Source organism: Phaeobacter sp. JH20_29 (assembly GCF_048056175.1).
Lineage (GTDB): Bacteria > Pseudomonadota > Alphaproteobacteria > Rhodobacterales > Rhodobacteraceae > Phaeobacter > Phaeobacter bryozoorum.
In genome coordinates this window covers 179,534-205,390 of record NZ_JAYMWO010000009.1, presented here as the reverse complement: position 1 = coordinate 205,390, position 25,857 = coordinate 179,534, and the positions used below count along the sequence as shown (strand labels likewise).

The 25,857-nt window shown below is 62.6% G+C and carries 23 protein-coding genes and 1 pseudogene; 17 read left to right on the top strand and 7 right to left on the bottom strand.

Annotated features, from left to right (window positions below; genetic code table 11):
- Positions 1-489 precede the first annotated feature (489 nt).
- The 8 genes and pseudogenes from VWZ85_RS07110 to VWZ85_RS07075 form a co-directional block, all read left to right on the top strand.
- Positions 490-633, top strand: a pseudogene (locus tag VWZ85_RS07110) (IS5/IS1182 family transposase); the annotation flags it as partial.
- Positions 611-760 carry a hypothetical protein gene (locus tag VWZ85_RS07105; protein ID WP_340547540.1) on the top strand — a complete coding sequence of 50 codons (150 nt, stop codon included), beginning with the start codon at positions 611-613 and terminating at the stop codon, positions 758-760. The pseudogene VWZ85_RS07110 and the gene VWZ85_RS07105, both read left to right, overlap by 23 nt.
- 775 nt (positions 761-1,535) lie before the next feature.
- Positions 1,536-2,663: a CaiB/BaiF CoA transferase family protein gene (locus VWZ85_RS07100; protein ID WP_416587548.1), complete on the top strand. Its 1,128-nt coding sequence runs from the start codon at positions 1,536-1,538 to the stop codon at positions 2,661-2,663.
- Positions 2,664-2,735: 72 nt separating this feature from the next.
- Positions 2,736-4,724, top strand: a complete 1,989-nt coding sequence (locus VWZ85_RS07095) for a CocE/NonD family hydrolase (RefSeq protein ID WP_416587546.1) — start codon at positions 2,736-2,738, stop codon at positions 4,722-4,724.
- Between the two features lie 211 nt (positions 4,725-4,935).
- Positions 4,936-5,940 carry a glycosyltransferase family 2 protein gene (locus VWZ85_RS07090; RefSeq protein WP_416544666.1) on the top strand — a complete coding sequence of 335 codons (1,005 nt, stop codon included), beginning with the start codon at positions 4,936-4,938 and terminating at the stop codon, positions 5,938-5,940.
- Positions 5,937-6,338, top strand: coding sequence for a GtrA family protein (locus tag VWZ85_RS07085; protein WP_340547428.1), 402 nt, complete (start codon positions 5,937-5,939; stop codon positions 6,336-6,338). Before VWZ85_RS07090 ends, VWZ85_RS07085 begins: the two co-directional genes overlap by 4 nt.
- 16 nt (positions 6,339-6,354) lie before the next feature.
- Positions 6,355-7,140, top strand: a complete 786-nt coding sequence (locus VWZ85_RS07080) for a hypothetical protein (RefSeq protein ID WP_416587544.1) — start codon at positions 6,355-6,357, stop codon at positions 7,138-7,140.
- Positions 7,140-8,600 (top strand): hypothetical protein, encoded by a 1,461-nt coding sequence (locus VWZ85_RS07075; protein ID WP_416587543.1) that lies wholly within the window; start codon positions 7,140-7,142, stop codon positions 8,598-8,600. Before VWZ85_RS07080 ends, VWZ85_RS07075 begins: the two co-directional genes overlap by 1 nt.
- A gap of 94 nt (positions 8,601-8,694) precedes the next feature.
- Here the strand turns inward: VWZ85_RS07075 and nadC are convergent, their stop codons facing one another.
- From nadC to nadA, 3 genes are read right to left on the bottom strand one after another with little or no spacing between them, the layout of a single operon-like run.
- A complete protein-coding gene (nadC, locus tag VWZ85_RS07070; protein WP_416587541.1) occupies positions 8,695-9,549 on the bottom strand; it encodes a carboxylating nicotinate-nucleotide diphosphorylase in 855 nt (284 codons plus the stop codon).
- Positions 9,546-11,216 (bottom strand): L-aspartate oxidase, encoded by a 1,671-nt coding sequence (locus VWZ85_RS07065; protein WP_416544664.1) that lies wholly within the window; start codon positions 11,214-11,216, stop codon positions 9,546-9,548. The genes nadC and VWZ85_RS07065 overlap by 4 nt, the downstream gene beginning before the upstream one ends.
- Before the next feature lie 3 nt (positions 11,217-11,219).
- Entirely contained in the window at positions 11,220-12,272 is a 1,053-nt protein-coding gene (nadA, locus tag VWZ85_RS07060; RefSeq protein ID WP_416587539.1) for a quinolinate synthase NadA, read from the bottom strand.
- A gap of 346 nt (positions 12,273-12,618) precedes the next feature.
- Between nadA and VWZ85_RS07055 the strand changes: the two genes are divergently transcribed.
- The 3 genes from VWZ85_RS07055 to VWZ85_RS07045 are packed head-to-tail and all read left to right on the top strand — an operon-like array spanning position 12,619 to position 14,845.
- Positions 12,619-13,323 carry an ABC transporter permease gene (locus VWZ85_RS07055; RefSeq protein ID WP_340547422.1) on the top strand — a complete coding sequence of 235 codons (705 nt, stop codon included), beginning with the start codon at positions 12,619-12,621 and terminating at the stop codon, positions 13,321-13,323.
- 5 nt (positions 13,324-13,328) lie between these two features.
- Complete coding sequence (locus tag VWZ85_RS07050; protein WP_416540009.1) at positions 13,329-14,045, top strand: ATP-binding cassette domain-containing protein; 717 nt, start codon at positions 13,329-13,331, stop codon at positions 14,043-14,045.
- Positions 14,042-14,845, top strand: a complete 804-nt coding sequence (locus VWZ85_RS07045) for a substrate-binding domain-containing protein (protein ID WP_340547420.1) — start codon at positions 14,042-14,044, stop codon at positions 14,843-14,845. The genes VWZ85_RS07050 and VWZ85_RS07045 overlap by 4 nt, the downstream gene beginning before the upstream one ends.
- A 142-nt stretch (positions 14,846-14,987) precedes the next feature.
- Here the strand turns inward: VWZ85_RS07045 and VWZ85_RS07040 are convergent, their stop codons facing one another.
- The 3 genes from VWZ85_RS07040 to apbC are packed head-to-tail and all read right to left on the bottom strand — an operon-like array spanning position 14,988 to position 17,249.
- Positions 14,988-15,464, bottom strand: a complete 477-nt coding sequence (locus VWZ85_RS07040; protein ID WP_416587538.1) for a DUF6505 family protein — start codon at positions 15,462-15,464, stop codon at positions 14,988-14,990.
- Positions 15,464-16,171 carry a DUF4444 domain-containing protein gene (locus VWZ85_RS07035; RefSeq protein ID WP_340547535.1) on the bottom strand — a complete coding sequence of 236 codons (708 nt, stop codon included), beginning with the start codon at positions 16,169-16,171 and terminating at the stop codon, positions 15,464-15,466. Before VWZ85_RS07035 ends, VWZ85_RS07040 begins: the two co-directional genes overlap by 1 nt.
- A gap of 13 nt (positions 16,172-16,184) precedes the next feature.
- Positions 16,185-17,249, bottom strand: coding sequence for an iron-sulfur cluster carrier protein ApbC (apbC, locus tag VWZ85_RS07030; protein WP_340547418.1), 1,065 nt, complete (start codon positions 17,247-17,249; stop codon positions 16,185-16,187).
- A gap of 129 nt (positions 17,250-17,378) precedes the next feature.
- On the opposite strand from apbC, the gene VWZ85_RS07025 reads away from it, so the two are divergent.
- Entirely contained in the window at positions 17,379-18,161 is a 783-nt protein-coding gene (locus VWZ85_RS07025) for a hypothetical protein (protein WP_416587536.1), read from the top strand.
- 29 nt (positions 18,162-18,190) lie between these two features.
- Here VWZ85_RS07025 and VWZ85_RS07020 read toward each other — a convergent pair whose 3' ends face one another.
- Positions 18,191-20,140 (bottom strand): 4Fe-4S binding protein, encoded by a 1,950-nt coding sequence (locus VWZ85_RS07020; protein WP_416587534.1) that lies wholly within the window; start codon positions 20,138-20,140, stop codon positions 18,191-18,193.
- A 394-nt stretch (positions 20,141-20,534) separates the two neighbouring features.
- Between VWZ85_RS07020 and VWZ85_RS07015 the strand changes: the two genes are divergently transcribed.
- The 5 genes from VWZ85_RS07015 to VWZ85_RS06995 all read left to right on the top strand — a co-directional run bounded on the left by VWZ85_RS07015 (position 20,535) and on the right by VWZ85_RS06995 (position 25,856).
- Positions 20,535-21,071 carry a DUF3305 domain-containing protein gene (locus tag VWZ85_RS07015; protein ID WP_416587631.1) on the top strand — a complete coding sequence of 179 codons (537 nt, stop codon included), beginning with the start codon at positions 20,535-20,537 and terminating at the stop codon, positions 21,069-21,071.
- Positions 21,068-21,832 (top strand): DUF3306 domain-containing protein, encoded by a 765-nt coding sequence (locus VWZ85_RS07010; RefSeq protein ID WP_416587532.1) that lies wholly within the window; start codon positions 21,068-21,070, stop codon positions 21,830-21,832. Before VWZ85_RS07015 ends, VWZ85_RS07010 begins: the two co-directional genes overlap by 4 nt.
- A 42-nt stretch (positions 21,833-21,874) precedes the next feature.
- A complete protein-coding gene (locus VWZ85_RS07005) occupies positions 21,875-22,522 on the top strand; it encodes a TorD/DmsD family molecular chaperone (protein WP_416537509.1) in 648 nt (215 codons plus the stop codon).
- A gap of 59 nt (positions 22,523-22,581) precedes the next feature.
- Positions 22,582-22,773 (top strand): twin-arginine translocation pathway signal protein, encoded by a 192-nt coding sequence (locus tag VWZ85_RS07000; protein ID WP_416587531.1) that lies wholly within the window; start codon positions 22,582-22,584, stop codon positions 22,771-22,773.
- A gap of 107 nt (positions 22,774-22,880) precedes the next feature.
- The gene (locus tag VWZ85_RS06995) at positions 22,881-25,856 is read left to right on the top strand and encodes a formate dehydrogenase subunit alpha (RefSeq protein WP_340547412.1); all 2,976 of its coding nucleotides are present in this window, start codon (positions 22,881-22,883) and stop codon (positions 25,854-25,856) included.
- The last annotated feature ends 1 nt before the right edge of the window (position 25,857 follow it).

The window sequence follows — 25,857 nt, the reverse complement described above, 5'->3', positions numbered from 1 at the left end:
TCATTGAGGCTTACTGTGTTCGCCGCGCAAGGTATCGTATAAATTTCATTTATGAAATTTGAGATTTTTTTTGATTTTTATTGATGTTCGGCAACGTCGATAGGTTCGAGGGGCAGTCATCTAACCTTCGTCACAGCAAAGGATCACATTCATGCCCCGGAAAATACTAGTACCGATCGCACCGGATCACCCGACCTCCAGTGACGAAGTGCTCAGTCGGGCCAAAAAGCTTGTTAAAGAGTGGGGGAAACATTGCCTTGACCGTGATGGAGATGTGGCCCGAGATATATGAACAGTTGAGCTAGGTGGATTTCCCGTTCCTCATCCGGCAGTGTGCCGGGACGAAGGAACAACGATGGCAAGACGACCCAGACGGAACCACAGCCCTGCATTCAAGGTGAAAGTCGTATTGGCAGCTTTGAAGGCGTTGTTGCAGAACTCTGAGTGTTAAGGATTCACATCACGAATCCATGCGGTTAGACGGGGCAGATGAGCAAGCCCGCACCTGCCCGCTACCGTACGACGAATTGGTTCAGCTACAACGATGCGCTCAGAAAGCGCGGGTCGCTTCTGATCTGGTTGGACAAAGAGATGACCTGGCTCGCGCCGCATGATGGCAGCCCCGGTCGCCCATCTGGAGCTGGCCACGGCGGTGCAGATCCTGGTCGAGACCTGCGATCTGCCGTTGGAGACGGCGCTGGAGATGGCCACGAGCCGACCGACGGATTTGATCAGGCGGCCCGATCTGGGGCGCTTGTAACCCGGCGCGCGCGCCGATGTGCTGCATCTGAACGACGCGCTGGAGCTGCAGCAGGTCTGGCAGGGCGGCTTGGCGCTGTAGCTGCTGTTGCATCGTGTCGCTCAGCGATGCCTCATACGGTGAAATTTGGCGCCGATTGTTTTGCTGGGGCTGGAAGTCCTGCTGGTCGGCTGTGAACCTAGAGTCACCGATTCTGCACTGCAATCGAATGTCGGCCTATAAATTAGTCAAATGTGCCGCGAACAAGTTAGCAAATTACTCGCCTAGCAGCGGGGAGTTCGTGAAGGTTTTGCCGTCGAATTCCACAAGCAAAACTCCTTGGAACGACAAAGGTAATCTTGCTGTGACCAACATTGATGTGGTGCCGTCTTCGCAGACCCAAAGTTTGGAAGCTTCTTTGAGTGCACAGAGATAGTTGCCGAGCCCTCCGGCCCAGCATAGGTAATAATATCACGGTTGAGGGCGAAAGTTGATCCATCTTGCGATGTCATTTCGGGAATTGATGAGCAACCTGCCAGAAAAACGGCCGCCATTCCTATACGAAGCGTTTTCGACTTGAGCATCTTATGGCGCTAGCACGTGAGTAGGCGTGAAGGTACCAGAAATGAACGGCAAGTTTGTCGGCCTGGCCACTCTCTTCTTAAGACACTCCGCATGTTTTGATCAAATTATTTGCCCGCAGAGGAATGGATAGGCTAAGTCTCTGTCAGAACACTCTGCCGTGCCTTGGCAGGGGGATGTCCCGCAGATCGCGGGCGGACTGACAGGAGTGCCCATGACACCGCTTGCAGGTTTGAAGGTGGTCGAGCTGGCCCGTATTCTTGCGGGGCCATGGATTGGCCAGTCGCTTGCCGATCTGGGGGCGGAGGTCATCAAGGTCGAGAGCCCCGAGGGGGATGATACCCGTCGCTGGGGCCCGCCTTTTATCGAGCGCGACGGTGATAAAACAGCGGCCTATTACTATGCGGCGAACCGGGGCAAGTCCTGCGTCACTGCGGATTTTCGCACTGAAGACGGCAAACAGACGGTGCTGGAGCTGATCCGGGATGCCGATATCCTGATCGAGAATTTCAAGGTCGGCGGGCTGGCGAAATACGGGCTGGACTATGGCAGCCTGAAAGCGGTCAATCCACGTCTGATCTACTGTTCGGTGACCGGCTTTGGGCAGGATGGGCCTTATGCGACGCGGGCGGGCTATGATTTCCTGTTGCAGGGCATGTCCGGGCTGATGTCGATCACCGGCACGCCGGATGGTGAGCCGCAGAAGGTTGGGGTGGCGATCACCGATATTGTCACCGGGCTTTATGGCACCATCGGCATTCTGGCAGCGGTGGAGCAGCGCCATAGAACCGGGCGGGGGCAGCATATCGACATGTCTCTGCTGGATTGCGCCACCGCCATGCTGGCCAATCAGAACATGAACTATCTGGCAACCGGCACCAGCCCGACCCGGATGGGCAATGAGCATCCCAATATTGCGCCCTATCAGGTGATGGCGGTGCGCGACGGGCATGTGATCCTTGCCGTTGGCAATGACGGCCAGTTTGCGCGGCTCTGCGAGGTTTTGAACATGGCGGCGCTTGCGGTTGATCCGCGCTTTACCTCCAACCAGCTGCGGGTGGCCAACCGGGGCGAATTGACACCGATGCTGGCGGCAGCGCTGGCGCAATGGGGGCAGGCGGATCTGTTGGCGGCGCTGGAGGCCGCGACCGTGCCTGCGGGGCCGATCAACACCATTGGGCAGGCGTTTGACGATCCGCAGATCAAGCACCGCCAGATGCAGATTGCGCCGGAGGATGTGCCGGGCGTGCGTGGTCCTTGGGTGTTTTCCGATGCGGAGCTGGCGCTGGCGAAATCCGCGCCAATCCTGCCGGTGGCGCAGGATATGTCGCAGGGAGACTAGACCTCCGGATCGCCGACCGTTTGGGTGGGCGGCAACAGCTTGAGATTGAACCAGACAGGAAGAGGGCGCGCCATGGCGATGGAGATCACCGGAGTTGAACATCTGTGGATCCCGCTGCCAGATGGGCGTCGGCTGGCGGCGCGGATGTGGCGGCCAGCGGCAGAGGGGTGTTATCCTGGGATCCTCGAATATCTGCCCTATCGCAAACGAGACGGCACCGCGCCGCGCGATGCCACTACGCATCCGGTCTTTGCGGCTGAGGGCTATGTCTGCCTGCGGGTGGATATCGCCGGCACGGGCGATAGCGAGGGGGTGTTTGACGATGAGTATTCCGAACAGGAGCTGAGCGACGGCGAGGCGGTGCTGGCCTGGCTTGCGGCGCAGGCCTGTTGCGATGGGAATATCGGCATGATCGGGATTTCCTGGGGCGGCTTCAACGGCTTGCAGCTGGCCGCGCGTCAGCCAGAGGCGTTGAAGGCGGTGGTCAGCGTGGCCTCAACCGTGGATCGCTATGCCGATGATATCCATTTCATGGGGGGCTGCCTGCTTAGCGATAATGCCAATTGGGCGTCGCAGATGTTTGCCTATCAAACCCGCCCGCTGGATCCCGAGCTGCGCCCGGATTGGCGCGAGGCCTGGGTGGAGCGGATCGAGACGCTGCCGTTTATGGCCGCAGACTGGCTGCGTCACAGTCGGCGGGATGATTTCTGGAAACATGGATCGGTCTGCGAGGATTGGTCTGCGATCAAGGTGCCAGTGCTGGCGATCACCGGCTGGGCCGATGCCTATGTGAATGCACCACCTGCACTGGCGGCCCATATGCAGGCGCCCGCCAAGGCGCTGATCGGCCCGTGGGAGCACCGCTATGCCCATATTTCCAAGCTGGAAGGGCATGATTTCCACGGCGAGGTGCTGCGCTGGTTTGATCGCTGGCTGAAGGGCGTAGACAGCGGCGCGGAGGATCTGCCGGATTATCGCACCTACATGCAGGAGCATTTCAATCCGACCAAGGAAAACAAACCCCGGCAGGGGCGCTGGATTGCTGAGACTGCATGGCCCTCCCCGAATGTGCGCGAGGTGGCGCATCATCTGGGACAGCAGGGTACGTTGCAGGCGGTGCCGGGTGCGGGGGAGGTTGTGGTATCCAATCCAGCAACCCTGGGCATGGGGAGCGGGTATTTCTGCGCAGGTATGCGGATCGACAATGAACTGCCGGGCGATCAGGCGGGTGATGATGCGCTGTCGGCCTATTTCGATACGGCGCCGCTTGAGACCCCGCTGGAGTTGCTGGGTCGGGCGCGGCTGCGGCTGGCGTTCTCTGTCGACAGACCGGTGGCGCAGGTGATGGCGCGGCTGTGTGATGTGGCCCCGAATGGGGTGTCGCAGCGCATCACCTATCGGGGACGCAACCTATGCCATGATGAGAGCCATGAGAACGCGGCGCGGCTGGTTCCCGGCAGGCGCTATGAGGTGGAGTTTGCGCTTAATGAATGCGCGCATCGTCTGAGGGCTGGGCATAAGCTGCGGCTGGCGCTGTCGACCTCCTATTGGCCGATCATCTGGCCCGCGCCCGAGCCTGTGGCGCTGACCCTGCATCTGGTGGGCTGCGCGTTGATCCTGCCGGAACGTTTGGTCGCTGAGGAGGTCGAGGCGCAGGCGCCAAGCGCCGCGCGGGATTATCCGACCTATCAGGCAGAGGTCACCCGCGCGCCCTCCGGCACATCGAACACCTATGAAGAGGCCGACGGCACGCTGGTGCTGGAAACTTTTGATGACTATGGCGCGGCCATTGACCCGGTGCATGGGATGGAGGTCGGCAGCCATGTCGCCATGCGCTATGCGGTGCATCCGGATGATCCGGCCAGCGCCACCTTTACCAGCCAGTGGCGGTTTACATTCGCGCGCGGTGACTGGCAGGTGCAGGTCGATACCGACAATGAGATGCGCGGTGATCGGGAGAATTTCCATCTCTGGCGCAGGGTTGTCGCCTGCGAAGGTGCCGGGCAGACCGAAGTCTGCGTTAAGGAATGGAGCGAGAGCCTGCCGCGCGATTGTTTGTGATTTCGCATCAAATCCTGTTAAAAATCGCTGTTTTTCCCCGGATTGACCCCCAGTTCGCCACGGTTTGGCCACGTTCTGTGACCAAAAACGGAACTGCGCGTTAACCATTTCGGGTGAGAATACCCCCCTTGAGATGTTTTCATCGCGCTGGAATGCCGGGCGGGTGGTCCCCCGGTTGTGAGCAGACGATAAACAGAATTGGGGCGAGAAGGTGCATCTATCCGTTGTTGTACCCTGCTATAATGAGGAAGAGTCCATCCCCCTGCTGGTGGATCGGTTGGTGCAGGCAATCGAACCCTGGGCGGAGCGGGCCGAGATCATTTTGGTCGATGATGGTTCCAGCGATGAAACCTGGGCCGCTATGGAAGCGGCGCATAAGCGTCATCCGGTGGTGCGGGGCATCCGTCTGTCGGCCAATCGCGGCCATCAGGTTGCGTTGACGGCTGGGCTGGAGGCGGCGACCGGCGCGCGGATTTTCATGCTGGATGCCGATCTTCAGGATCCGCCGGAAATTCTGCCCGACATGATGATGATGATGGATCGCGGCTATGACGTGGTCTACGGCCGCCGCGCCGAGCGCCAGGGGGAAACCCTGTTCAAGAAGGCGACGGCCTATCTGTTCTACCGTTTTCTCAATACGCTGTCGGATGTGGATATCCCCAAAGACACAGGCGATTTCCGCCTGGTCAGCCGTCGCTCGCTGGATGCGGTGCTGAAAATGCCGGAACGCGCGCGGTTTATCCGCGGCATGTTTGCCTGGGCCGGATTTCACCAGATTGGTCTCGAATACATCCGCGAAGCCCGTGTCGCGGGGGAAACCAAATATCCGTTCAAGGCGATGCTGCGCTTTGCCACCGATGCGCTGACCGGGTTCTCCACCAAACCGCTGAAAATGGCCACACGGCTGGCGTTTTTCAGCCTGTTGGTGACCGTGCTGATGGCGATTTATGTCTTTGGCTCGCTGATCCTGTTCAACACCGTTGCCGGTTGGGCCTCGGTTCTGCTGGCGATCTCTTTCTTCTCCGCGATCCAGCTGCTGACGCTGGGGATCCTCGGCGAATATGTCGGACGGCTTTATATGGAGAGCAAACAGCGCCCGCTGTATTTCCTGTCGCAGCAGACCGGGCATCCCGCCGCCCATGCGGTCGATTTCATCGGCGACAGCCGCGCCGTAGCGGCGCCACTGGCTGAACCGGACCAAAAAGAAGCGTCATGATCCGCGCTGCCGTTCAGAAAGATCTCGGCCAGTTGATCCGCTTTGCTATTGTCGGCGTCTCGGTTGCAGCGCTCTATGTGCTGGCGTTCCTGGGGTTCCTGCATATCGGTCTGGCGGCGGGGCTGGCCAATGCGCTGGCTTTTGGCCTGGCGGTTCTGGCGCAATATGTCGGCCAGACCGTCTGGACGTTCCGCCAGAAGCTGGGCCAGCCGGACCAGGCGCTGCGGTTTGGCTGCACGGTCGGCCTTGGGTTTGTGACTTCGGCGCTGCTGACGGGTGTCATCGGTCCGATGCTGGGCTGGCCGGAGTGGCTGGCGGCAACCACCGCCGCAGTCTGGCTGCCGGTTCAGAACTACCTGTTTTTCAAGATCTGGGTCTACGCCGGACACGGCGCGTAAAGAGGAGTGGCAAGAAATGTCGCATGTGTATTCAAATGAATTCTACGATTACATCGAGGCCGGCGCGCGCAGCTCGGCGAAGGCGCTGATCGCGGCGGTGCAGCCCTGGCTTGGCGCGCGGAGCGTGCTGGATCTGGGCAGCGGTCGCGGTGTCTGGCTCAGTGAATGGGCGAATTCCGGCGTTGCTGACATCGCCGGGGTGGACGGCGATTATGTGGATCGTAACCGTCTGGCGATCCCGGCGGCGTGTTACCATGCGGCGGATCTGACTGGCGAGTTTGATCTGGGTCGGCGGTTCGAGCTGGCGCAGAGCCTGGAGGTTGGTGAACATCTGCCGACGGCGGCCTCCGCAACCTTGGTTGCGGGGCTGACGCGCCATGCCGATCGGGTGCTGTTTTCGGCGGCTGTTCCGGGGCAGGGCGGCGAGTTTCATATCAATGAACAGCCGCTGTCCTTCTGGCAGGATCTCTTTGCCGCGCGGGGCTATCGGGCGTTTGACTGCGTACGCCCGGCGCTGAGAGAGGCCGAGGGGGTAGAACCCTGGTATCGCTACAATACCTTGCTCTATGTGAATGAAGCGGGGCGTGCGGGTCTGCCGGAGGAGGTTCTGGCAACGGAGCTTTTGGCGGGGCAGCCGGTGCCGCCTGCGGGCAGTCTTGGCTGGCGGCTGCGCCGGGGTGTGGTGTCGCTGATGCCGCAATTGATGGTGACCCGGATCGCACAGATCCGCGCTGCGATCATCGCGCGGCAGGCGCGGGCGGCAGGGCTGGTGGGTGCGGATACGGCAAAGGGCACGATATAATGACACTGGTGATGGACAGCCCGGTTGTGGCGCGCCGGGACGCTGCAACGCCCCTGCTGGCGACAATTGCGGTGGCCTTTTTCGGGCTGCTGATCGCGGCGGTGTTCCAGCTGCCGGATCCGCTGATCCGTCACGATGATTACCCTGCGCTGTTTGGCGATGCAGAGACCTATTATGTCAAAACCCTGATGGAGGGGCGCTGGGTCAATTACCTGTGGCACCTGCGCGAGACACTGTTACCGAGCTGGGCCAACTATCTGATCTACAACGGGTTATGGGCGGTGGTGCTGGGCTGTCTGGCGCATAATGCGCTGGGGGCCGGGGCGGCGCTGTGGCGCAAGGGCGCGGTGGCGCTGATTGCGGGGCTGTCGGCGCCTGCGCTGCTGATTTCACTGTGGTTCAACACGCTGATCCCGGGCATGGCGATCCTTGCCATCTATGCGCTGGCGACCACGCAACTGTCGGATCGGGCCTGCCGCTGGCTGCTGGTGCCCTTTGTGCCGCTGGCGCTGACCGCCTATACGACCTATCCGTTCTTTCTGCTGGCGCTCTGTCTGACCCGTGCGGACACGCAGCGCTCTGCCCGGGATCTGGCATCGCTGCTGGGGCTGTTTATCCTGTGTTTTGCGCTGGCGATGGCGTCGATCTATACGCTGAACTACCTGTTTCACGGTGTCTTCGGGATCCCGATGGCGGAGTGGCGGATGCCGAAGCCGGCGCATGATCTGGCATCGCTGCTGGCAAATATCGGGCTGATTGGTGATTTCCTCGGCAGCTCGGCCTCGCTGGTCTCGTTCCACTTCCTGCCGCTGACCGTATTTCAGGTGGCGCTGTTTGGCTGGGCCGTCTGGCTGGTCGGCAGATCCGACCCCTGGCGCGCGATCTATCCGCTGGCGGGGATCTGCCTCGGGATGGGGCTGATCTTTGTGCAGACGATCAAGACCGGCATCACCCTGCCGCCGCGTGTCTCCGGCTTTGTATGGCTGTATTACGCGGTGCTGCTGGGGCTGCTTTCGCAGGAATTGGCGGCGCGGGGCGGCGTCTGGGACCGCATCGGACGCAATCTCCTGGCCTTTGTGGCGCTGATCTACCTGGCGTTCAACCTGCTCCAGCATCGCGATGTGACCGCCTGGCAAGCCGACAGCCGCAGGATGGCCGATCAGATCCTCCCGGTGGAAGGTCCGATCTATGTCACCGGCACCTATCTGTCGCTGCCATCGGGCAAGAAATCCGGCTTGCAGCACGATCTGTCGGTGGCCTTTCGCCTGACGCAACTGACCGGGCGTGATGTGGTGATCTGCGCGATGACACCGACGGCCTGCGCCCATCTGCCGACGGAGGTCCAGGCCGGTGCCAAGGGGCCCGACTATGAGGTGCGCAATCTGGACGTGGGCAGCGTGGTGATGTTGTCGGCAACGCCGATCCGTGCGGCGGCGCATAACGTGCCTGCGGGCGGCTGAGGACGGCGCAAAGAACATCGAACGAGAAACGGGGGCGTGCAGGCCCCCGTTTTTCTGATCAGGTCTGGTCAAGAAACCAGAAGGTGCGAAGACCTCAGAAATCGAGACCGAGATCCAGCGTCTGCGCCGAATGGGTCAGCGCGCCGGAGGAGATATAATCAACCCCCGTGGCTGACACCTCGGCAATGCGGTCGCGGCGCATATTGCCGGAGGCTTCGGTGACCAGATGACCTTTGGCCATCGCCACGGCCTTCGTCAGGGTTGGCGTGTCCATATTGTCGAGCAGCACCACATCGGCGCCGCCCGTCTCCAGCACCTCCTGCAACTGTTGGAGGGTGTCCACCTCGATCTCGACCTTCATCATGTGGCTGACGTTGGCCGTGGCTGCGCGCAGGACGGCGGCGACACCGCCTGCGGCGGCGATGTGATTGTCCTTGATCAGGATCGCATCGGAGAGACCGTAGCGGTGGTTGTAGCCGCCCCCATGCAGCACGGCCTGCTTTTCGACCATACGCAGACCGGGTGTGGTCTTGCGGGTGCAGGTGATGCGGGTGGCGGTCCCCTTGGTCTCTGCCACGAAGGAGGCCGTCAGGCTGGCGATGCCAGAGAGGCGGCCTGCAAAATTCAGCGCCACACGTTCGCCCGAGAGGATCGACGCGGCTGATCCTGCGATGGTCATCAGGGTCTGACCGGGAGTGCAGGGGCTGCCGTCAGCCACGCGCGTTTCGATCTTCAGCGAGGGATCAACCAGATGAAAAGCGATACGGGCAATCTGCATACCGGAGATAACGCCGGTATCGCGCGCATTGAGCCGGGCCTCATAGGTGGTGCCTGCCGGGATCACCGCGCGGGTGGTGATATCCCCGCTCTGGCCGAGGTCTTCCAGCAAGGCAGCGCGGACCAGCGGTTCCAGGATCAGGTCGGGCAGAGTGGCAAAGGACGGGGTCATAGCGGATCCTTGACGGCGGCGGCGCGGATCGCACGCGCCTCGGTGAGGGTAATACGAGTGCGATGGGCCTGCGCCGGGTCGGCCTCAGGATAATCGTCGCGGAAATGGCCGCCCCGGCTTTCGCGGCGGTCCAGCGCGGCGGCAGCAATCAGGGTGGCGGTGGCGCACATATTGGCAAAGCTCTCGTCGTCGCCGAACTCTGCCAGCAGCTCCTCGATCGTTCTGAGGGCGGTTTTCAGCCCGGCTTCGTCGCGGCGAACGCCGACATGGGCAGTCATGGTTTCGCGCAGGCGGGCGATGGCGCTGGCCGGGGCGGCGGGCGTTGTGGCAGGGGCGAAACTGAGGGACAGTGCAGGCGACGTGCGCATCTGGTCCGGTTGCGGGCCAAGTGTTGCGGCAATGTCCCGGGCAGCGGTGCGGGCATAGACCAGAGCCTCCAGAAGCCCGTTGGAGGCAAGCCGATTGGCGCCATGCAGCCCGGTCGAGGAGGCTTCGCCACAGACCCAGAGACGGCCGAGGCTGGCCCGCCCCTGCATGTCGGTGTCGATCCCGCCCATGTGATAATGGGCGGCAACCGCCACCGGGATCGGGTCCGCAACGGGATCAATACCGGCGCGGGCGCAGGTCTCAGCCACGGTTGGAAAGCGGGTCAGCACCTCGGCGCCAAGAGCTTCGCGGGTGTCCAGCATCGGGCGGCGGCCGGCCTGGGTTTCGGCAAAGATTGCGCGGGCGACGATGTCACGGGGGGCCAGTTCAGCGTCCGGGTGCGCGGCCAGCATGAAGCGGATGCCATCCTTGTTGATCAGCGTGGCGCCATCGCCGCGCAGCGCCTCGGTGGCGAGGGGCGCGGGGTCTTCGCCGATGTCAAAGGCGGTGGGGTGAAACTGGACAAATTCAGGATCGGCAATGCGGGCACCGGCGCGGGCGGCAAATCCGATCACTTGGCCCCGGATGCGGGGCGGGTTGGTGGTATGCGCAAACAGCCCCCCGGAACCGCCCCCCGCCAGAAGGATTGCAGGGGCGCGGATCAGCACGGGCACCGAGGTGCCGCCAGCATCGCTGACCCAGACGCCGGTGACGCGGTCGTCTGCCACCTCCAGCCGCACGGCCTGGGTGCCTTCGTGGACCTGAACCGAGGCTGTGGCGCGCACGGCGGCAATCAGCGTTTCCATGATCTGCCGACCGGCCTGATCGCCTTTCACCCGGACGACACGAGCCATGGAATGGGCGGCCTCGCGGCTCATGACAAAGCCGCCGTCAGCGGTGCGATCAAAGGGTGTGCCAAGGTCGGTCAGATCGAGAATATGATCCTGGGCAACCTGTGTGACCATGGCGGCGACCTCGGCGTCGACAGTGCCAGCACCGGCGCGCACCGTATCGGTGGCGTGGGCGGCAGGGCTGTCGGCCTGATCCATCGCAGCGGCAACGCCGCCCTGCGCCCAAGCCGAGCTGGCGCCCTCGCCAAGTGTTTCGGGTGAGATCATCAGCACCGGCCGCGGGGCCAGTTCGAGGGCGGCATAGAGCGCGGCCATCCCCGCGCCAACGATCACCACGCGATCAGTGTCACAGGCGGCGGTGGCTTCGGTCAGAGCCTGCACATCCAGCTGGGCCTCTGCCGTGTTGTCGGCCTGATGGTCAGAGACGACCTTGGCGCCGGGGGTGTCCAATGATCAGATTCCCAGTTTCTGGCTGAGATCAATCATCCGCTGCACCGCCACACGGGCCTTTTCGGCGACCTCGGGATCGACTTCGACCGGTTCGGACATCGTGTGCAGCGACCAGAGGATTTTCTCCAGCGTGATTTTCTTCATGTAGGGGCACATGTTGCAGGGGCCGACGAATTCAACCTCCGGCAATTGGTCGGCAATGTTCGAGGCCATCGAACACTCGGTGATCAACATCGCCTTTTCGGGCTTTTCGTCGGTCACATATTTGATGATGCCACTGGTGGAGCCGGAGAAATCGGCCTCATTCACCACATCCGGCGGGCATTCGGGATGCGCAATCAGCCGGGTGCCGGGGTTCCATTCGCGGAAATCGCGCAGGTCCTTGGCGGTGTATTGCTCGTGCACGATGCAGGAGCCTTCCCACCAGACCACGTTCTTTTCCGGCACCTGCTGAGCGATGTTCTGCGCCAGATACTGGTCCGGGGTCATGATCACCGTGTCGGCGTCCTGTGTGGCCACGATCTGGGCCGCGTTGGAGGAGGTGCAGCAGATATCGGAGGCGGCTTTGACCTCGGCCGTGGTGTTCACATAGGTGACAACCGGCGCGCCGGGATATTTAGCCCGCATCTGGGCAATGCCCTCTGCGGTGATCGATTCCGCCAGCGAACAGCCGGCCTCCATATCGGGGATCAGCACGATCTTGTCGGGGCTGAGGATCTTGGAGGTTTCAGCCATGAAATGCACACCGCATTGCACGATGACGTCGGCCTCCACCTTGGTGGCCTCCATGGCGAGCTGGAGGCTGTCGCCCACCACGTCGGCGACCCCGTGGTAGATTTCAGGCGTCATGTAGTTATGTGCCAGAATCACAGCGTTGCGTTCTTTTTTCAAGGCGAGGATGGCGGCGACATAGGGCGCGTAGGTGGCCCAGTCGACGGGGTTCACCACCCGGTCCATCTTGGCGTAGATCTCTGACATCTCTGCGGCCAGAGCAGGATTTGGCGCAAGGTCATAGTGATTGGCGAGCTGATCGCGCATGGTTTGCAGATCGAACATGGCATTTCCTCAAAGCTGCGCCTGACGTGGCACTTTGGGGAATTCTTGTTTCATGTTCACATTTAGCACGCAAGCGAGTGCAGCCGCTTTGTTGCGTAAAAACCGGAAATCCTGGTGCAAATCGGTGGCAATCGGGGCGCATCGGCAACCTGACGCTGGGGGCGGCGCCAAGACCATCTGACCATCGGGCGATGTCAGCGCAAACAGTGCGCGGTCAATTTGTCCAATTTTCACACCCGGTGTCGTTTTTGTCTATTGGGCGGGCTGATATTGTGGTTTGCAGATAGCGTTCACATAGTATCGGGAAGCGGTAAGACCGGTCCCGCAAGGGAGAAAATCCGCCTCCATGTCTGATCTCTGGGAAGGATTGGTCCAGGCCTTTTGGCTGGTGGTCACGCTGGATGGCGATCTGGTCGAGATCACGCTGCGTTCGTTGCGGGTCACTTTGACCGCGTTGCTGGTTGCCTCGGTGATTGCGCTGCCGCTGGCGGCGCTGCTGTCGGTGCGCCGGTTTCGCCTGCGTCGGGTCACTATTGCGGTGCTCAACGCCCTGATGGGGCTGCCGCCGGTGGTCGTGGGGCTGGTGGTCTATGTGCTGCTGTCGCGGGCCGGTCCGTTCGGGGTACTGGGGCTGCTGTTCACCCCGACCGCGATGATCATTGCGCAGGTGATCATCATCGTGCCGCTCATCGCCTCGATCGCGCATCAGTCGCTGCGCGATCTGTGGAGCGATTACCACGATCTGCTGATTTCGCTGAATGCCAGCCAGAGCCAGCGCATTGCCACGCTGCTGTGGGACGGGCGGCGGGCGCTGCTCACGGCGGCGCTGGCCGGGTTTGGTCGCGCGATCGGTGAGGTTGGGGCGATCATGATCGTTGGCGGCAATATCGACCATGCCACCCGGGTGCTGACGACGGCGATTGCGCTGGAGACCGGCAAAGGGGATTTTGCCATGGCGCTGGGGCTTGGCTTTGTGCTGATCGCATTGGCGGTGGCGGTGAATCTGACCATCCACTGGCTGGGTCAGACCGAGAGCGAGGGCCGCTGGTGAGCAAGGTGAGCAGTCTTTTTCCGCTGGTTGTCGAGGCGGCGCAGGTGCGCCGCCGTGGCAAGACACTGATCGGTCCGGTGGATCTGCGGCTGGACGGGCAGGGGACGACCATCGTGATCGGGCCGAATGGTTCGGGCAAGACCTCCCTGCTGAAGATGCTGCATGGCATCCTGCGACTGGGGCAGGGGCGGATCAGCTGGGGCTGCGCCATGGCCGAAGCCCAGCGGCGCCAGGCCTTTGTGTTTCAGACGCCGGTGATGATGCGCCGCTCTGTGGTGGAAAATATCGCCTATCCGCTGCGGCTGAACCGGGTGCCCCGCAAGGTGGCGCTGGCCGAGGCCGAGATCTGGGCTGAGCGGATCGGTCTGGGCGGCGATGCGCTGCACCGGCCTGCGGTGCTGCTGTCGGGCGGTGAGCGGCAGAAACTGGCGCTGGCACGGGCCCTGATCCGCAAGCCGCAGCTGCTGTTCCTGGATGAGCCTTGCGCCTCGCTCGACGGGCGCGCCACTCGCGAAATCGAGGAGATCCTGACCGAAGCGGCAGCGGCAGGCACCCGGCTGATCATGTCGACCCACAATATGGGTCAGGCGCAGCGTCTGGCGGATGAGGTGCTGTTTGTTCTGCACGGTCAGATTGCCGAGTTTTCAGCGGCGGAGGCATTTTTTACCCGGCCCCATACCGAACAGGGCCGCGCATTTCTAAGAGGAGATATTGTCGAATGAAACGGATTGTGCTGGGGGCACTGGCTGCGCTGACAATGGGGACGGCGACGCTGGCGGAGGAGATGAAGCTGGCGGTGACCACATCCTTCCACAACTCCGGTCTGGCAGAGGTTCTGCTGCCGCAGATCAAGTCGGATCTGGGGCTGGAGGTGCAGCTGTTGGTGGTAGGCACCGGTCAGGCGATCCGTCTGGGCGAGGCGGGCGATGTGGATGCGATTCTGGTGCATTCGAAGAAGGCCGAGGAGGCGTTTTTGGCAGGCGGCAACGGCACCCATCGCCGCGAGATCATGTATAATGATTTCGTCTTTGTAGGCCCCAAGGCGGACCCGGCGGGCATTGGCCGCGCGCAGTCGGCAGCGGAGGCACTGCAAAAAGTGGCCGTATCCGAGGTGGCTTTTGTCAGTCGCGGCGATGACAGCGGCACCCACAAGAAAGAGCTGAGCCTGTGGGCCGCGGCGGATCTGTCACCTGACGGATTTGGCGGCTGGTACAACGCTGTTGGCGCAGGCATGGGGGCAGCGCTGAATACAGCCTCTGGCATGGGGGGCTACATCATGTCGGACCGCGCAAGCTGGCTCAATTTCGCCAACAAGGGCGATCTGGCGCTGCTCTATGCGGGGGATCCGGTGTTGTTCAACCAATATGCCTATCTGCCGGTCAACCCGCAGAAACACCCCCATGTGAAGGCAGAATCCGCAGCCCGGCTGGAAGGCTGGCTGGTGTCGGATACCGCCAAGGAGCTGATCAACGGCTACCAGATCAATGGCGAGGCGCTGTTTGTGTTCAACGCGGCGCCATAGGCGATAGCGGCATCCACAGCGGTTGCAATGTGCAGACGCCGCGCCTGAGCGCGGCGCCTGGCCCAACGGGAGCGGGGGGCTTTGACCCGCCGCACTCCGGGCGGGAGGGGCCGGTTGCGGGCTTCGCGCCGTGCGTGGTCAATCAGTCGTCGGTCACATGGATGGCGAATTGTTCCAGGCCCGCCTCCTGCGGCTCGATGCTGCGATAGCTTTCCTTGACGCCCGCCGCTGTCAGCTCGCGCATCACCGTCAGCAGCGTATTGGGCGCGTGATCGGCGCAGAGTTCCGCCATATGTGCCAGCTCTTCCGCAGCCACCGGGTGGGCGGCGGCCAGATCCGGGGCGCCGTAGTAGCTGACGAAATGCGCGGCCAGCAGATCGGTGAGGCCTGCCAGCTCGCTCTCCTCGATCCGCGTCACCGCAACAAAGGTGACACGCCCGCCGGTTTCCAGCCCCATCCAGCCATTGGCAAAGGCCTGGCGTTGCTTGCCGATCAGGTCGGCCTCTTCCCAGTTGGAAAACTCAAACCCGCCCGAAATACACCATTCGCCGGTGCGGGCCGGGCTGGCAAAGACGTTCTGATCGCTCTCGTCGAAATGAATGGCGCGGGCAAGCTGCATCACGGTGTCTCCAGTAGGGTGGTCAGGGGGATCAGATGGGTTGTCGCCTCGTCCCGCAACAGCAGGCCGAAATCTTCGTCCACGCCGAGGAAGGTGCCATTCAGGCCCGCATGGGTGACGGTTTCGCCAATATCCTGGGCAAGGCCGCGCCAGGTCGTGTGCACCGGCTCCGTGCCGTCCTCTTCCCAGCGGTTGATCCAGTGCAGCGCGTGGCGGGCCCAGCTTTCCAGCAACTGGCCTGCATCCACATCGGCGCAGCCCTCGGCATAAAGCGCGGTATCCTCGGGACGATCGCCGGTTTCCCCGTCGCTCGGCGGCCAGAGCGGCAGGTCGAGGCCGATGACCAGCCAGTCTGGCACCTCTGATGGCGCGGTTGTACTGGCGGCGGCACGCAGCCGGCCGCAGCGCCCGCCGTTGATGCGCAGACCGCCGTCCCATTGCAGATGCACCGCCACCTCGGGCGGGGCCAGCGCGCCAAGGGCGTTTTGCAGTGCAATACCGCAGACCGGAAGCATGGTCATGGCCTGCCGCAGGGCAACCTCGGGTGCAAAGACAAAGGCCGCCTGAAGCCGGTCATGCAGCAGGTTATGCACCACCAGACCTGCGTCGCAGCCCAGAACCGCCTTCTGACAGGCGATGGCAAAGGGATCGTCGGCCCCGCTGAGCGCGAGCCCCTCCATCAGGGGGGGGAAGCTGAGGTCGCTCATTTCGGCCATCGGATCAGGCCTGACCCTTGGCGATCAGATCTGCCGCCAGATCGTGGAACGCCTTGGCCTGCGCGCTGTCGGGTTTGCTGACCGCAATCGGCGCGCCACCGTCGGCGGCAACGCGCACATCCAGATGCAGCGGGATCTCCGCCAGCAGCGGCACATTCAGTTTCTCAGCCTCGGCAGCAACGCCGCCATGGCCAAAGACATGTTCCTCATGCCCGCAGTTGGAGCAGATATGCGTGGACATGTTTTCCACCATGCCGATGATCGGCACGTTGAGTTTCTGGAACATGTCGATGCCCTTGCGGGCGTCGATCAACGCCACGTCCTGCGGGGTGGACACCACGATGGCGCCGTCCACATGCGCCTTTTGCGCCAGCGTCATCTGCACATCACCGGTGCCCGGCGGCAGGTCCACGATCAGCACGTCCAGCGCGCCCCATTGCACCTGCATCATCATCTGCTGGAGGGCCCCCATCAGCATCGGGCCGCGCCAGACAACCGCCTGATCCTCGTTGGTCATCAGGCCGATCGACATCATGGTGACCCCGTGGTTGCGCATCGGCAGGATGGTTTTGCCATCCGGGCTGGCGGGGCGACCGGAGACCCCCAGCATCCTGGGCTGCGAAGGGCCGTAGACATCAGCATCAAGCAGGCCGACACGGCGGCCCTGAGCGGCCAGGGCACAGGCGATATTCGCCGAAACCGTGGACTTGCCGACGCCGCCCTTGCCGGAGGCAACCGCGATGATCCGGTCGACGCCGGGAATTTTCTGCGGCCCCTGCGGCTGGGCGGCCGGTTTGGGCTTCAGGTCCGGCGGCGCCTTTTCGGAATGGGCCGTCAGCATGGCCGAAACCTTGCCCGCGCCGGGCAGCGCCGTCACCTTTGCGTCGGCTTCATCGCGCACGGGCGCGTAGATATCGGATTTGGCCGGGTCGATTTCCAGCACAAAGCGGACTGTGCCCTCTTCGATATTGAGCGCGCGGACGATGCCGGCGGCGACGATATCGCTGCCGGACACCGGGTCTTTGATGGTCTTGAGCGCCTCTAGGACAGTTTCACGAGTGAGGGACACGCCGGGGTTGCTCCTTATTGGGGCGAGCTTGGTCTAAGCTGGCTTGATTGTTTTTGATGGCCTGCGGGGCTTTTGGCCCCGGCTGTAACGGCTCTTGACGGGGATGTAGGTGGTTTCCTAGCATTTCATATGGTCTGGGTATGTACTCTTTTGCGCGGTTACGCGGGAATACTGGCGATAATTCTGCTTGCGCTGATCCTGCGACCGGCCAGCGGACAGGCCGAGAGCGATCCGGCAAAGCTGCGACTGGCCGTGCCTGCGCCACTGGTGGAGACCGGGGTGCTGGGGTTTCTGTTGCCGCGGTTTTCGCTGAAGACGCAGGTGCGGATCGAACTGGTCGACAGCAATGATGTCGCCGAGATGATGCTGGGCACGACCGGCCAGCCCGTGATGGAGGGGGACGGGACCGTCTGGCATCTGGAGCTGATCGCGCCGGATCACGCCGGGGCGCGGCGCTTTGCAGACTGGCTGACCTCTGATGTGGGCGCGCGCACGATTGCCGCCTTTGCCCCCGAGGGGCGCCAGATGTTCCGGGTGCCGAAGCATGCACAGGCCGCGGTGGCTGTGACCACATGGGACGGCGACGCCGGACGCGGATACGATCTGTCCAAATCCCACTGCGGGCGCTGTCACGCGGTGGAGGAGGCCGGACGGATCAACAGTATCGGCTCGACCCCGTCGTTCTATGTGTTGCGCAGCCTTGCCAATTGGGAGGAGCGGTTTCAGGCCTTCTACGCGCTGAACCCGCATCCCGCCTTTACCCAGATTGCCGAGATCACGCCGCCCTTCGACGAGGCACGCCCCTCGCCGATTGTTCCGGTCGAACTCACGCTGGACGAGCTGGAGAATATCCTCGCCTATGTGGCCGTGCTCAGCCCCGCGGATCTGGGGGCGCCGTTGGAGCATAAGTAGCGTCATCATCTTATCGCGGCATTTCGGGATCAGTGATCCTTGCGTTTGCTGAGGTAGTCCTCGGTGGTGCGGACACGGGGGCGCTCCGCGCCTGCAAAGGGCGAGTTCTTTTGATGGAACTGCGCGTTGACCCGGCAGTTGTCACACATCTGGATCATCCGGGCGGCATCCGGGTTGGCGAACATCGAATGTTTCCCGGCCAGTTTCTCGGTGATCTTGTCGATGGTGGATTTGACGCCGAAGAGCGAACCGCATTCGACGCAGGCAAAGGGTTCTTCCTCGTGCAGGACCACCTGTGACAGCGCGTCGGATGTCAGGTTCAGGCGTGGCTCGTAGCGGATCGCGTCCTCCGGGCAGACATTGGCGCAGAGACCGCATTGCAGACAGGCATCCTCCTGAAAGCGCAGCTGCGGCAGGTCCGGGTTGTCCCCCAGCGCGCCGGAGGGGCAGAGCGAGACACAGGAGAGGCAGAGCGTGCATTTGTCGGCGGCGACCAGAACAGCGCCATAGGGGGCGCCTTCGGGCAGGGGCAGCGTTTCGGCTTCGGGCAGCAGAGCCTTGGCGGCCTGACGGGTGATCTGGCGCCGGGTGCCCATCGGGCGCTGCGGGGTTTCCACCCGCGCCTGAGCGCCGCTGCGGTCAAAGAGGCGGTCGCTCAGCTGATCCGGGTCGTTCAGCTCCAGCAGATGCAGGTAGGGCCCGGCAATCGCCGTGGCCAGAGCCAGCTCGTGGTCCTGCACGTCGCGCTCAGCCCTAGGCGAGAGCAGCACCGAAACCTCGGCGAAACCGGCAGCGAGGGCGGCGAGGGCTTCGGCGTGACCAAAACTGTTGAGCGCCTCAACCGACAGGGGGATCACATCCGCCGGCAGGCCGCGGCCGTGGCGGGCGGCCAGCTCGACCATCTGATCACCGTGCTGATCGACCACCAGCAGGCGGGGGGCGCTGCCACCAGCCTCTGCATATGCCTTGGCCAGGGTCTGGATCCGGCGCATCAGCGCATCGGTTGGCGGCGCGTCATAGGTGATTGCGCCGGAGGGGCAGAGCACGGCGCAGGAGCCACATCCGGCGCAGATCATCGGGTCAATGCTGACATGATCGCCGGCCGGGCTGATGGCACCGGTCGGGCAGACATCGAGGCAGCGGGTGCAACCGGTCTGCTCGGCGCGCGAATGGGCGCAAAGCAACGGCTCGCTGCGCACGTAGAGGGGTTTTTCGAAAGTGCCGACCAGCTGGCTAGCGCTCAGCGTGGCCTCGGCGACGGCCGGGGCGGACTTTGGATCGGCGCGCAGGTAGCCGTCACGTTTTTCGGGCGCGGGAAACAACGGCTGGACGCCGCGCAGGTCGAGAATGATATCGCAGACCGACTGCCCGCCGTCGCGGGCCTCGTCCCAGGTCCAGCTGCGCCCAGTGACGTCCAGCTGTTGCAGCCGGTCGATGGTGACGGAAAACTGTCCCAAGGCGCCCCGCGCGTGGCGCAGCTGGCCGGAAATCACATCGTAGGCGCGGCTATGAGGGGGGGCGCTCGGCGTCTCGAGAAGCACGGTCACCGCGAGGCTCTCCTGCAGCCGCTCGGCTGCGGCATAGGCCACCTCCGGCGCGCCAAGGATCAGGCAGAGCCCCTCCGAATGCAGGTCTATGGTCTTTGACAGGGGCGGTGTCAGCGTTGCCTCAGCAATCAGCGCGGTCATTTTGGGCAGCGTCGAGGCCGTATCGGCGGTCCATCCGGCCCGGTCGCGCAGGTCGACAAAGGCCGGGGCCGGCTGGTCGATTTCCTGTGCCAGCGCCTCGAAAATCCGGTGCTCTTGGGCGCAGCAAATAATTGCGTCCCCCTGCGAGATGGCCTGTGCCGCCTGTTCGATCTGATCGGTACAAAGCGCTGAATGCAGCTTTGAACAGGGCAGGCCTGTGCTACGCGACAATGCCTCGGAATCGATTGATTGCGTTCCGGCACAATCACATAGAATCAATTGCTTAGACATGTTTTCTCCGCGTGTTTCTCGCTTGGTGAAAGCAGCAAAAATCCGCCGCTCCGGGCTTAGACTAGGCATGTTTGCGCAAGCAGGTAAACCGCAATTTGCCGGTCAGCCGTGCCGCCGGGTGGCTTAGATGAGGCAAGTGATTCGCCGTGGCAAGGCATCGCGCTTCCCCTGCGTTAAGCCTGAGTGAATTAGTCGAATTAGACTTTTCGTCCGCACTGTCCAAAGGGGGCATATCGGGCTGGTCAAATTGACCTTTGATGTTGATTTAACGCGCCATCAGCAAAAGTTATCTTCCCGTGTGGTCGCAGAATGCGGCACTGTTTTGTCAACCGAACTGACCAAATAGGGCGTTGACGTGTCTGAGACCGGGGATCGCAGTGCAAAGACGGATGTGATGCCGCTGGGTATCGTCCTGCGGCGTCAGCCGGGGGTGACCCGTTGGGCGCGCTGGTCGTGGAAGGCAACCTCGGTGCTACCGGGCGCGGCGCAGGCGGACTGGCAGCTGTTACGCGAAGCGGGCGAGGTGCGGGAGTACCACGCCGCCACCCTGCCGCTGGAGCTGCACCGGAGCGAGGCCGAGGCCTATCTGCACGGGCTGACCGCGGAACCACCCTGCATCTATGTGGTCCTGCGCGACGGCGTGTCGGACGATCGGCCGCTTGAGGTGCTCTTGGTGACGGCCTCGCCCTATGAGGCGCAGGATTACGCCGACAACGGCGAGGATCTGGTGGAAAAAGTACCGATGCCGGACGGGCTGATTGCCTGGGTCCGCGATTTTGCGCAGCTGCATTTTCACGACGAGCCGTTCAAGAAACGGCGCCGGGACCGGGTCAAGACCGACGCCAGCGAGGACGGAATCGGCGATCCGCGCATCTCGCAGATGACCGATGTCTATCGCTCGCCCGCCCTGAAGAAGGCGCGCCTGTCATGAGCCGGGATGATTTCTGGTCCCGCCGCCGCGCCCGTGTTGCGGCCGAACAGGAGGCCGAGGCTGCCGAGGTCGCTGCTGCCGCACGTCAGGCCGCCGAAGAGGCGCTGGAGGAGAAAAGTGACGCCGAGATCCTGCAAGAGCTGAACCTGCCGGACCCCGATGAGATGCAACAGGGCGATGACTTCAGCGTGTTCCTGAAAGAGACCATTCCGGCGCGGATCCGTACCCGCGCCCTTCGCCGTTTGTGGACCAGTAATCCGGTTCTGGCCAATGTCGACGGGCTGTTGGATTACGGCGAGGATTTCACCGACAGCGCCATGGTGATCGAGAATCTTCAGACCGCATATCAGGTCGGCAAGGGCATGACCGCGCATGTAGAGGAGCTGGCGCGGCAGGCAGAAGAGGCCGCAGCCACGACCGCTGACGCCGAGCAGGAGGCCGAAGCGCTGGCCGCTGAGGAGACGGTCGCGGCGGTCGCGCCGCATGAGGCAGCCTCATGCGACTCTTTGCAGGCCGGTGCTGGGCAGGCCGAGACAGCGCCGCTCGAATCCGTGCGCCGCCCGACCATGGGCTTGCAGTCGCCGTCAGATGGTGCCGGTCCAGACCATGCACAGGAGGCGGCGGCCCGGATGCCGTCAATGCCGACAGCGGCTGATCCCGTCTTTGCCGCTGTTGCTGATCCCGTTCCCGATCCGGTGGCGTCAGCGCCGAGGCGTATGCGCTTCACCTTTGCCGCTGACACCAACGCACCCGTCACCTGATCCGCCCGAAACCCAGACCAAGACCCCTGCGAGGAGACACATATGACCGCCGAGCACGCCCAGACAGAGACAGCCGAACAGACGGCCGGTCCTGCCATTCCGCAGGATGAAGACCGTCTGCGTGCGGATCTCTACAATTTTCTGGGCCTGATGCTGTCGGGGCCGCCGGATGAGATGCTGTTGGCGCAGGTGGCCGGTTTATCCGGGGATGACACCGACTTGGGCACGGCGATCAACGCGCTGGCGAAAATCGCGCGGCTGACCAAACCTGCGGCCGCTGAGCGGGAGTTCAACAAGCTGTTCATCGGTCTGGGCCGTGGCGAGCTGCTGCCCTATGCCAGCTACTATCTGACCGGATTTCTGAACGAGAAACCGCTGGCAGCCCTGCGGCAGGACATGGCCGCGCGGGGCATGACACGGGCCCAGAATGTCTATGAGCCGGAGGATAATATCGCCTCCCTTATGGAGATGATGGGGGCGCTGATTGCCGGACGTTTCGGCACGGCAGCACCGCTGGGTGACCAGAAACAGTTCTTCAACAAACACATAGGCCCCTGGGCCGGGCATTTCTATTCCGATCTGGAGGCGGCGAAGAACTCGGTTCTTTATGCCGCCGTCGGTGCCGTGGGCCGGGTCTTCATGGAGATCGAGGCCGAAGGATTTCGAATGAGTGCGGAGCAATCCGCCTGAGCCGGGACGGCGTGCCGTCCTTAACCCACGTGAGCCAACCAACTGAGGAGGAGGATCACATGACCAGAAAGACCGAGGAGGCCCAGAGCCGCCGCGACTTTCTCAAGCTGGCAGCGACCACAACGCCGATTGCGGCGATTGCGGTGGCGACGACCGGCGGCACGGCCGAGGCGGCCGAGCCTAACCTGACATCGGAAGTGATGCAGGATACCGCGCACACCCGCGCCTATTACGACAGTCTCCGGTTCTGACCGACCGGTGATGTTTTGAACGCCCACGGCGACTGGTTGCGTGACGCCCGACTGCCAAAGGCCCCCGATAACCCAGCGAACCCGTAAGGGAAGCAAGGGAGGAACACATGCTTAGGAAAAAGACCAACGGGGTTGCGCGACGCCCCCAGCGGACCAGTATCCTGTCCAAGGTTGCAGAAAGCTCCGTTGACCGCCGCGCGTTTCTGCGCGGATCCGGCCTCGCGATTGGTGGGCTTGCCGCCATCAGCGCCACCGGTGGATCCGTCACCAAGGCCAATGCCGCCACGGCTGCGGCTGGCGCGGTGGAAACCGTCAAATCCGTCTGCACGCACTGCTCGGTCGGCTGTACCGTCGTAGCAGAGGTGCAGAATGGCGTCTGGACCGGTCAGGAACCCGGTTGGGACAGCCCGTTCAACCTCGGCGCCCATTGTGCCAAGGGGGCCTCCGTGCGCGAACACGCCCACGGTGAACGCCGTCTGAAGTACCCGATGAAGAAAGAAGGCGGGGAATGGAAGCGCATCAGCTGGGAACAGGCGATCAATGAGATCGGCGACGGCATGATGCAGATCCGCGAAGAGAGCGGACCCGACAGCGTCTATTGGCTTGGCTCGGCCAAGCATAACAACGAACAGGCCTATCTGTTCCGCAAGTTCGCCGCCTATTGGGGCACCAATAACGTCGACCACCAGGCGCGGATCTGTCACTCGACCACGGTTGCGGGTGTTGCGAATACATGGGGCTACGGCGCCATGACCAACAGCTACAACGATATCCATAACTCCAAGGCGATCTTCATCATCGGCGGCAACCCGGCAGAGGCGCATCCTGTCTCGCTGCTGCATGTTCTGAAGGCCAAGGAGCAGAACAACGCGCCGCTTATCGTCTGCGATCCGCGTTTCACCCGCACGGCAGCCCATGCCGATGAATATGTGCGTTTCCGCCCCGGCACCGATGTGGCGCTGGTCTGGGGGATCCTGTGGCATATCTTCGAGAACAGCTGGGAAGATAAAGAATTCATCCGCACCCGTGTCTGGGGCATGGATCAGATCCGCGAAGAAGTGGCCAAGTGGACGCCCGAGGAGGTCGAGCGTGTGACCGGCACCCCCGGCAGCCAGCTGAAGCGCGTGGCGCGGACAATGGCCAACAACCGCCCCGGCACCGTGATCTGGTGTATGGGTGGCACCCAGCACACCACCGGCAACAACAACACCCGTGCCTACTGCATTCTGCAGCTTGCGCTGGGCAACATGGGCACATCGGGCGGCGGCACCAATATCTTCCGTGGCCACGACAACGTGCAGGGAGCAACCGACCTTGGCGTTCTGAGCCATACATTGCCGGGTTACTATGGCCTGTCGGCGGGCGCATGGGCGCATTGGGGCCGTGTCTGGGGTGAGGATAGCGAATGGCTTGCCGGTCAGTTCGATACCACCAAAGGGGCCGATGGCAAGGACAAGTCGATGCAGAACCTGACGGGTATTCCGGTCAGCCGCTGGATCGACGGCATTCTGGAAGACAAGGCGAACATAGACCAGCCCAATAACGTGCGGGCCATGGTCCTGTGGGGCCATGCGCCGAACTCTCAGACCCGTATGACGGAGATGAAGACGGCGATGGAGAAGCTGGACATGCTGGTCGTTGTCGACCCGTATCCCACCGTCTCTGCGGTGCTGCATGATCGCACCGATGGTGTCTATCTGCTGCCCGCCTGTACCCAGTTCGAGACCCGGGGTTCGGTCACCGCGTCCAACCGGTCCTTGCAGTGGCGCGACAAGATCGTCGATCCGCTGTTCGAAAGCCTGCCGGACCATGTGATCATCGCCAAATTCGCCAATAAATTCGGCTGGGGCGACCGGTTCTTCCGCAATATCGAGATGGAAGATGCCGAGACCCCGAATGTCGAAAGCGTCACCCGCGAATTCAACCGTGGTATGTGGACGATCGGCTATACCGGCCAGTCGCCGGAGCGGATGAAAACGCATATGGCCAATCAGCACACCTTTGACCGCACCACGCTGCGGGCGGTGGGTGGTCCTGCTGACGGCGATTACTACGGGATGCCCTGGCCCTGCTGGGGAACCGCTGAAATGGGTCACCCGGGCACGCCAAACCTCTATGACATGTCAAAACCGGTCTCCGAGGGCGGCCTGACCTTCCGCGCGCGCTTTGGTGTGGAACGGGATGGCGACAACCTGCTGGCAGAAGGTGTCTATTCCGCAGGCTCCGACATTCAGGATGGTTATCCTGAGTTCACCTATCAGATGCTGAAGGATCTGGGCTGGCACACCGAGCTGACCGCGTCCGAGCGGGCCTTTATCGCCAAGGCTGCCGGGGTGGATGGGTTTGCCGATTACACCCACGAAGTCGGCGAGCAGAGCATGTCGCCCTTCCCGTCGGACTATGACGACAAGGTGGCCAAGGTGAACTGGAAAACTGACCTGTCGGGCGGCATCCAGCGGGTTGCCATCGCGCATGAATGTGCGCCCTTCGGCAACGCCAAGGCGCGTGCCGTGGTCTGGACCTTCCCGGATCCGGTGCCAATCCATCGCGAGCCGCTCTATACCAACCGCCGGGATCTGGTCGAAGACTACCCGACATATGAGGACCGTCACGCCTACCGGCTGCCGACCCTCTATGCGTCGATCCAGAAGAACGACGTCTCCAAGGAATATCCGATCATCCTGACCTCAGGTCGTCTGGTCGAATATGAAGGCGGCGGCGAAGAAACCCGGTCCAACCCGTGGCTTGCGGAATTGCAGCAGGACATGTTCGTCGAGATCCACCCGCGCGATGCCAACAATATCGGCATTCGCGATGGCTCTCAGGTCTGGGTCGAAGGCCCGGAAGGCGGCAAGGTCAAAGTCATGGCAATGGTCACAGAGCGGGTCGGAGAGGGCGTTGCCTTCATGCCGTTCCACTTTGGCGGTCACTACCAGGGCACGGATCTGCGCGACAAATACCCGGATGGGGCTGACCCCTATGTTCTGGGCGAAAGCTGCAATGTCGCACAGACCTATGGCTACGACAGCGTGACCCAGATGCAGGAGACCAAATGTACTCTCTGCAAAATCAGCGCAGCATAAG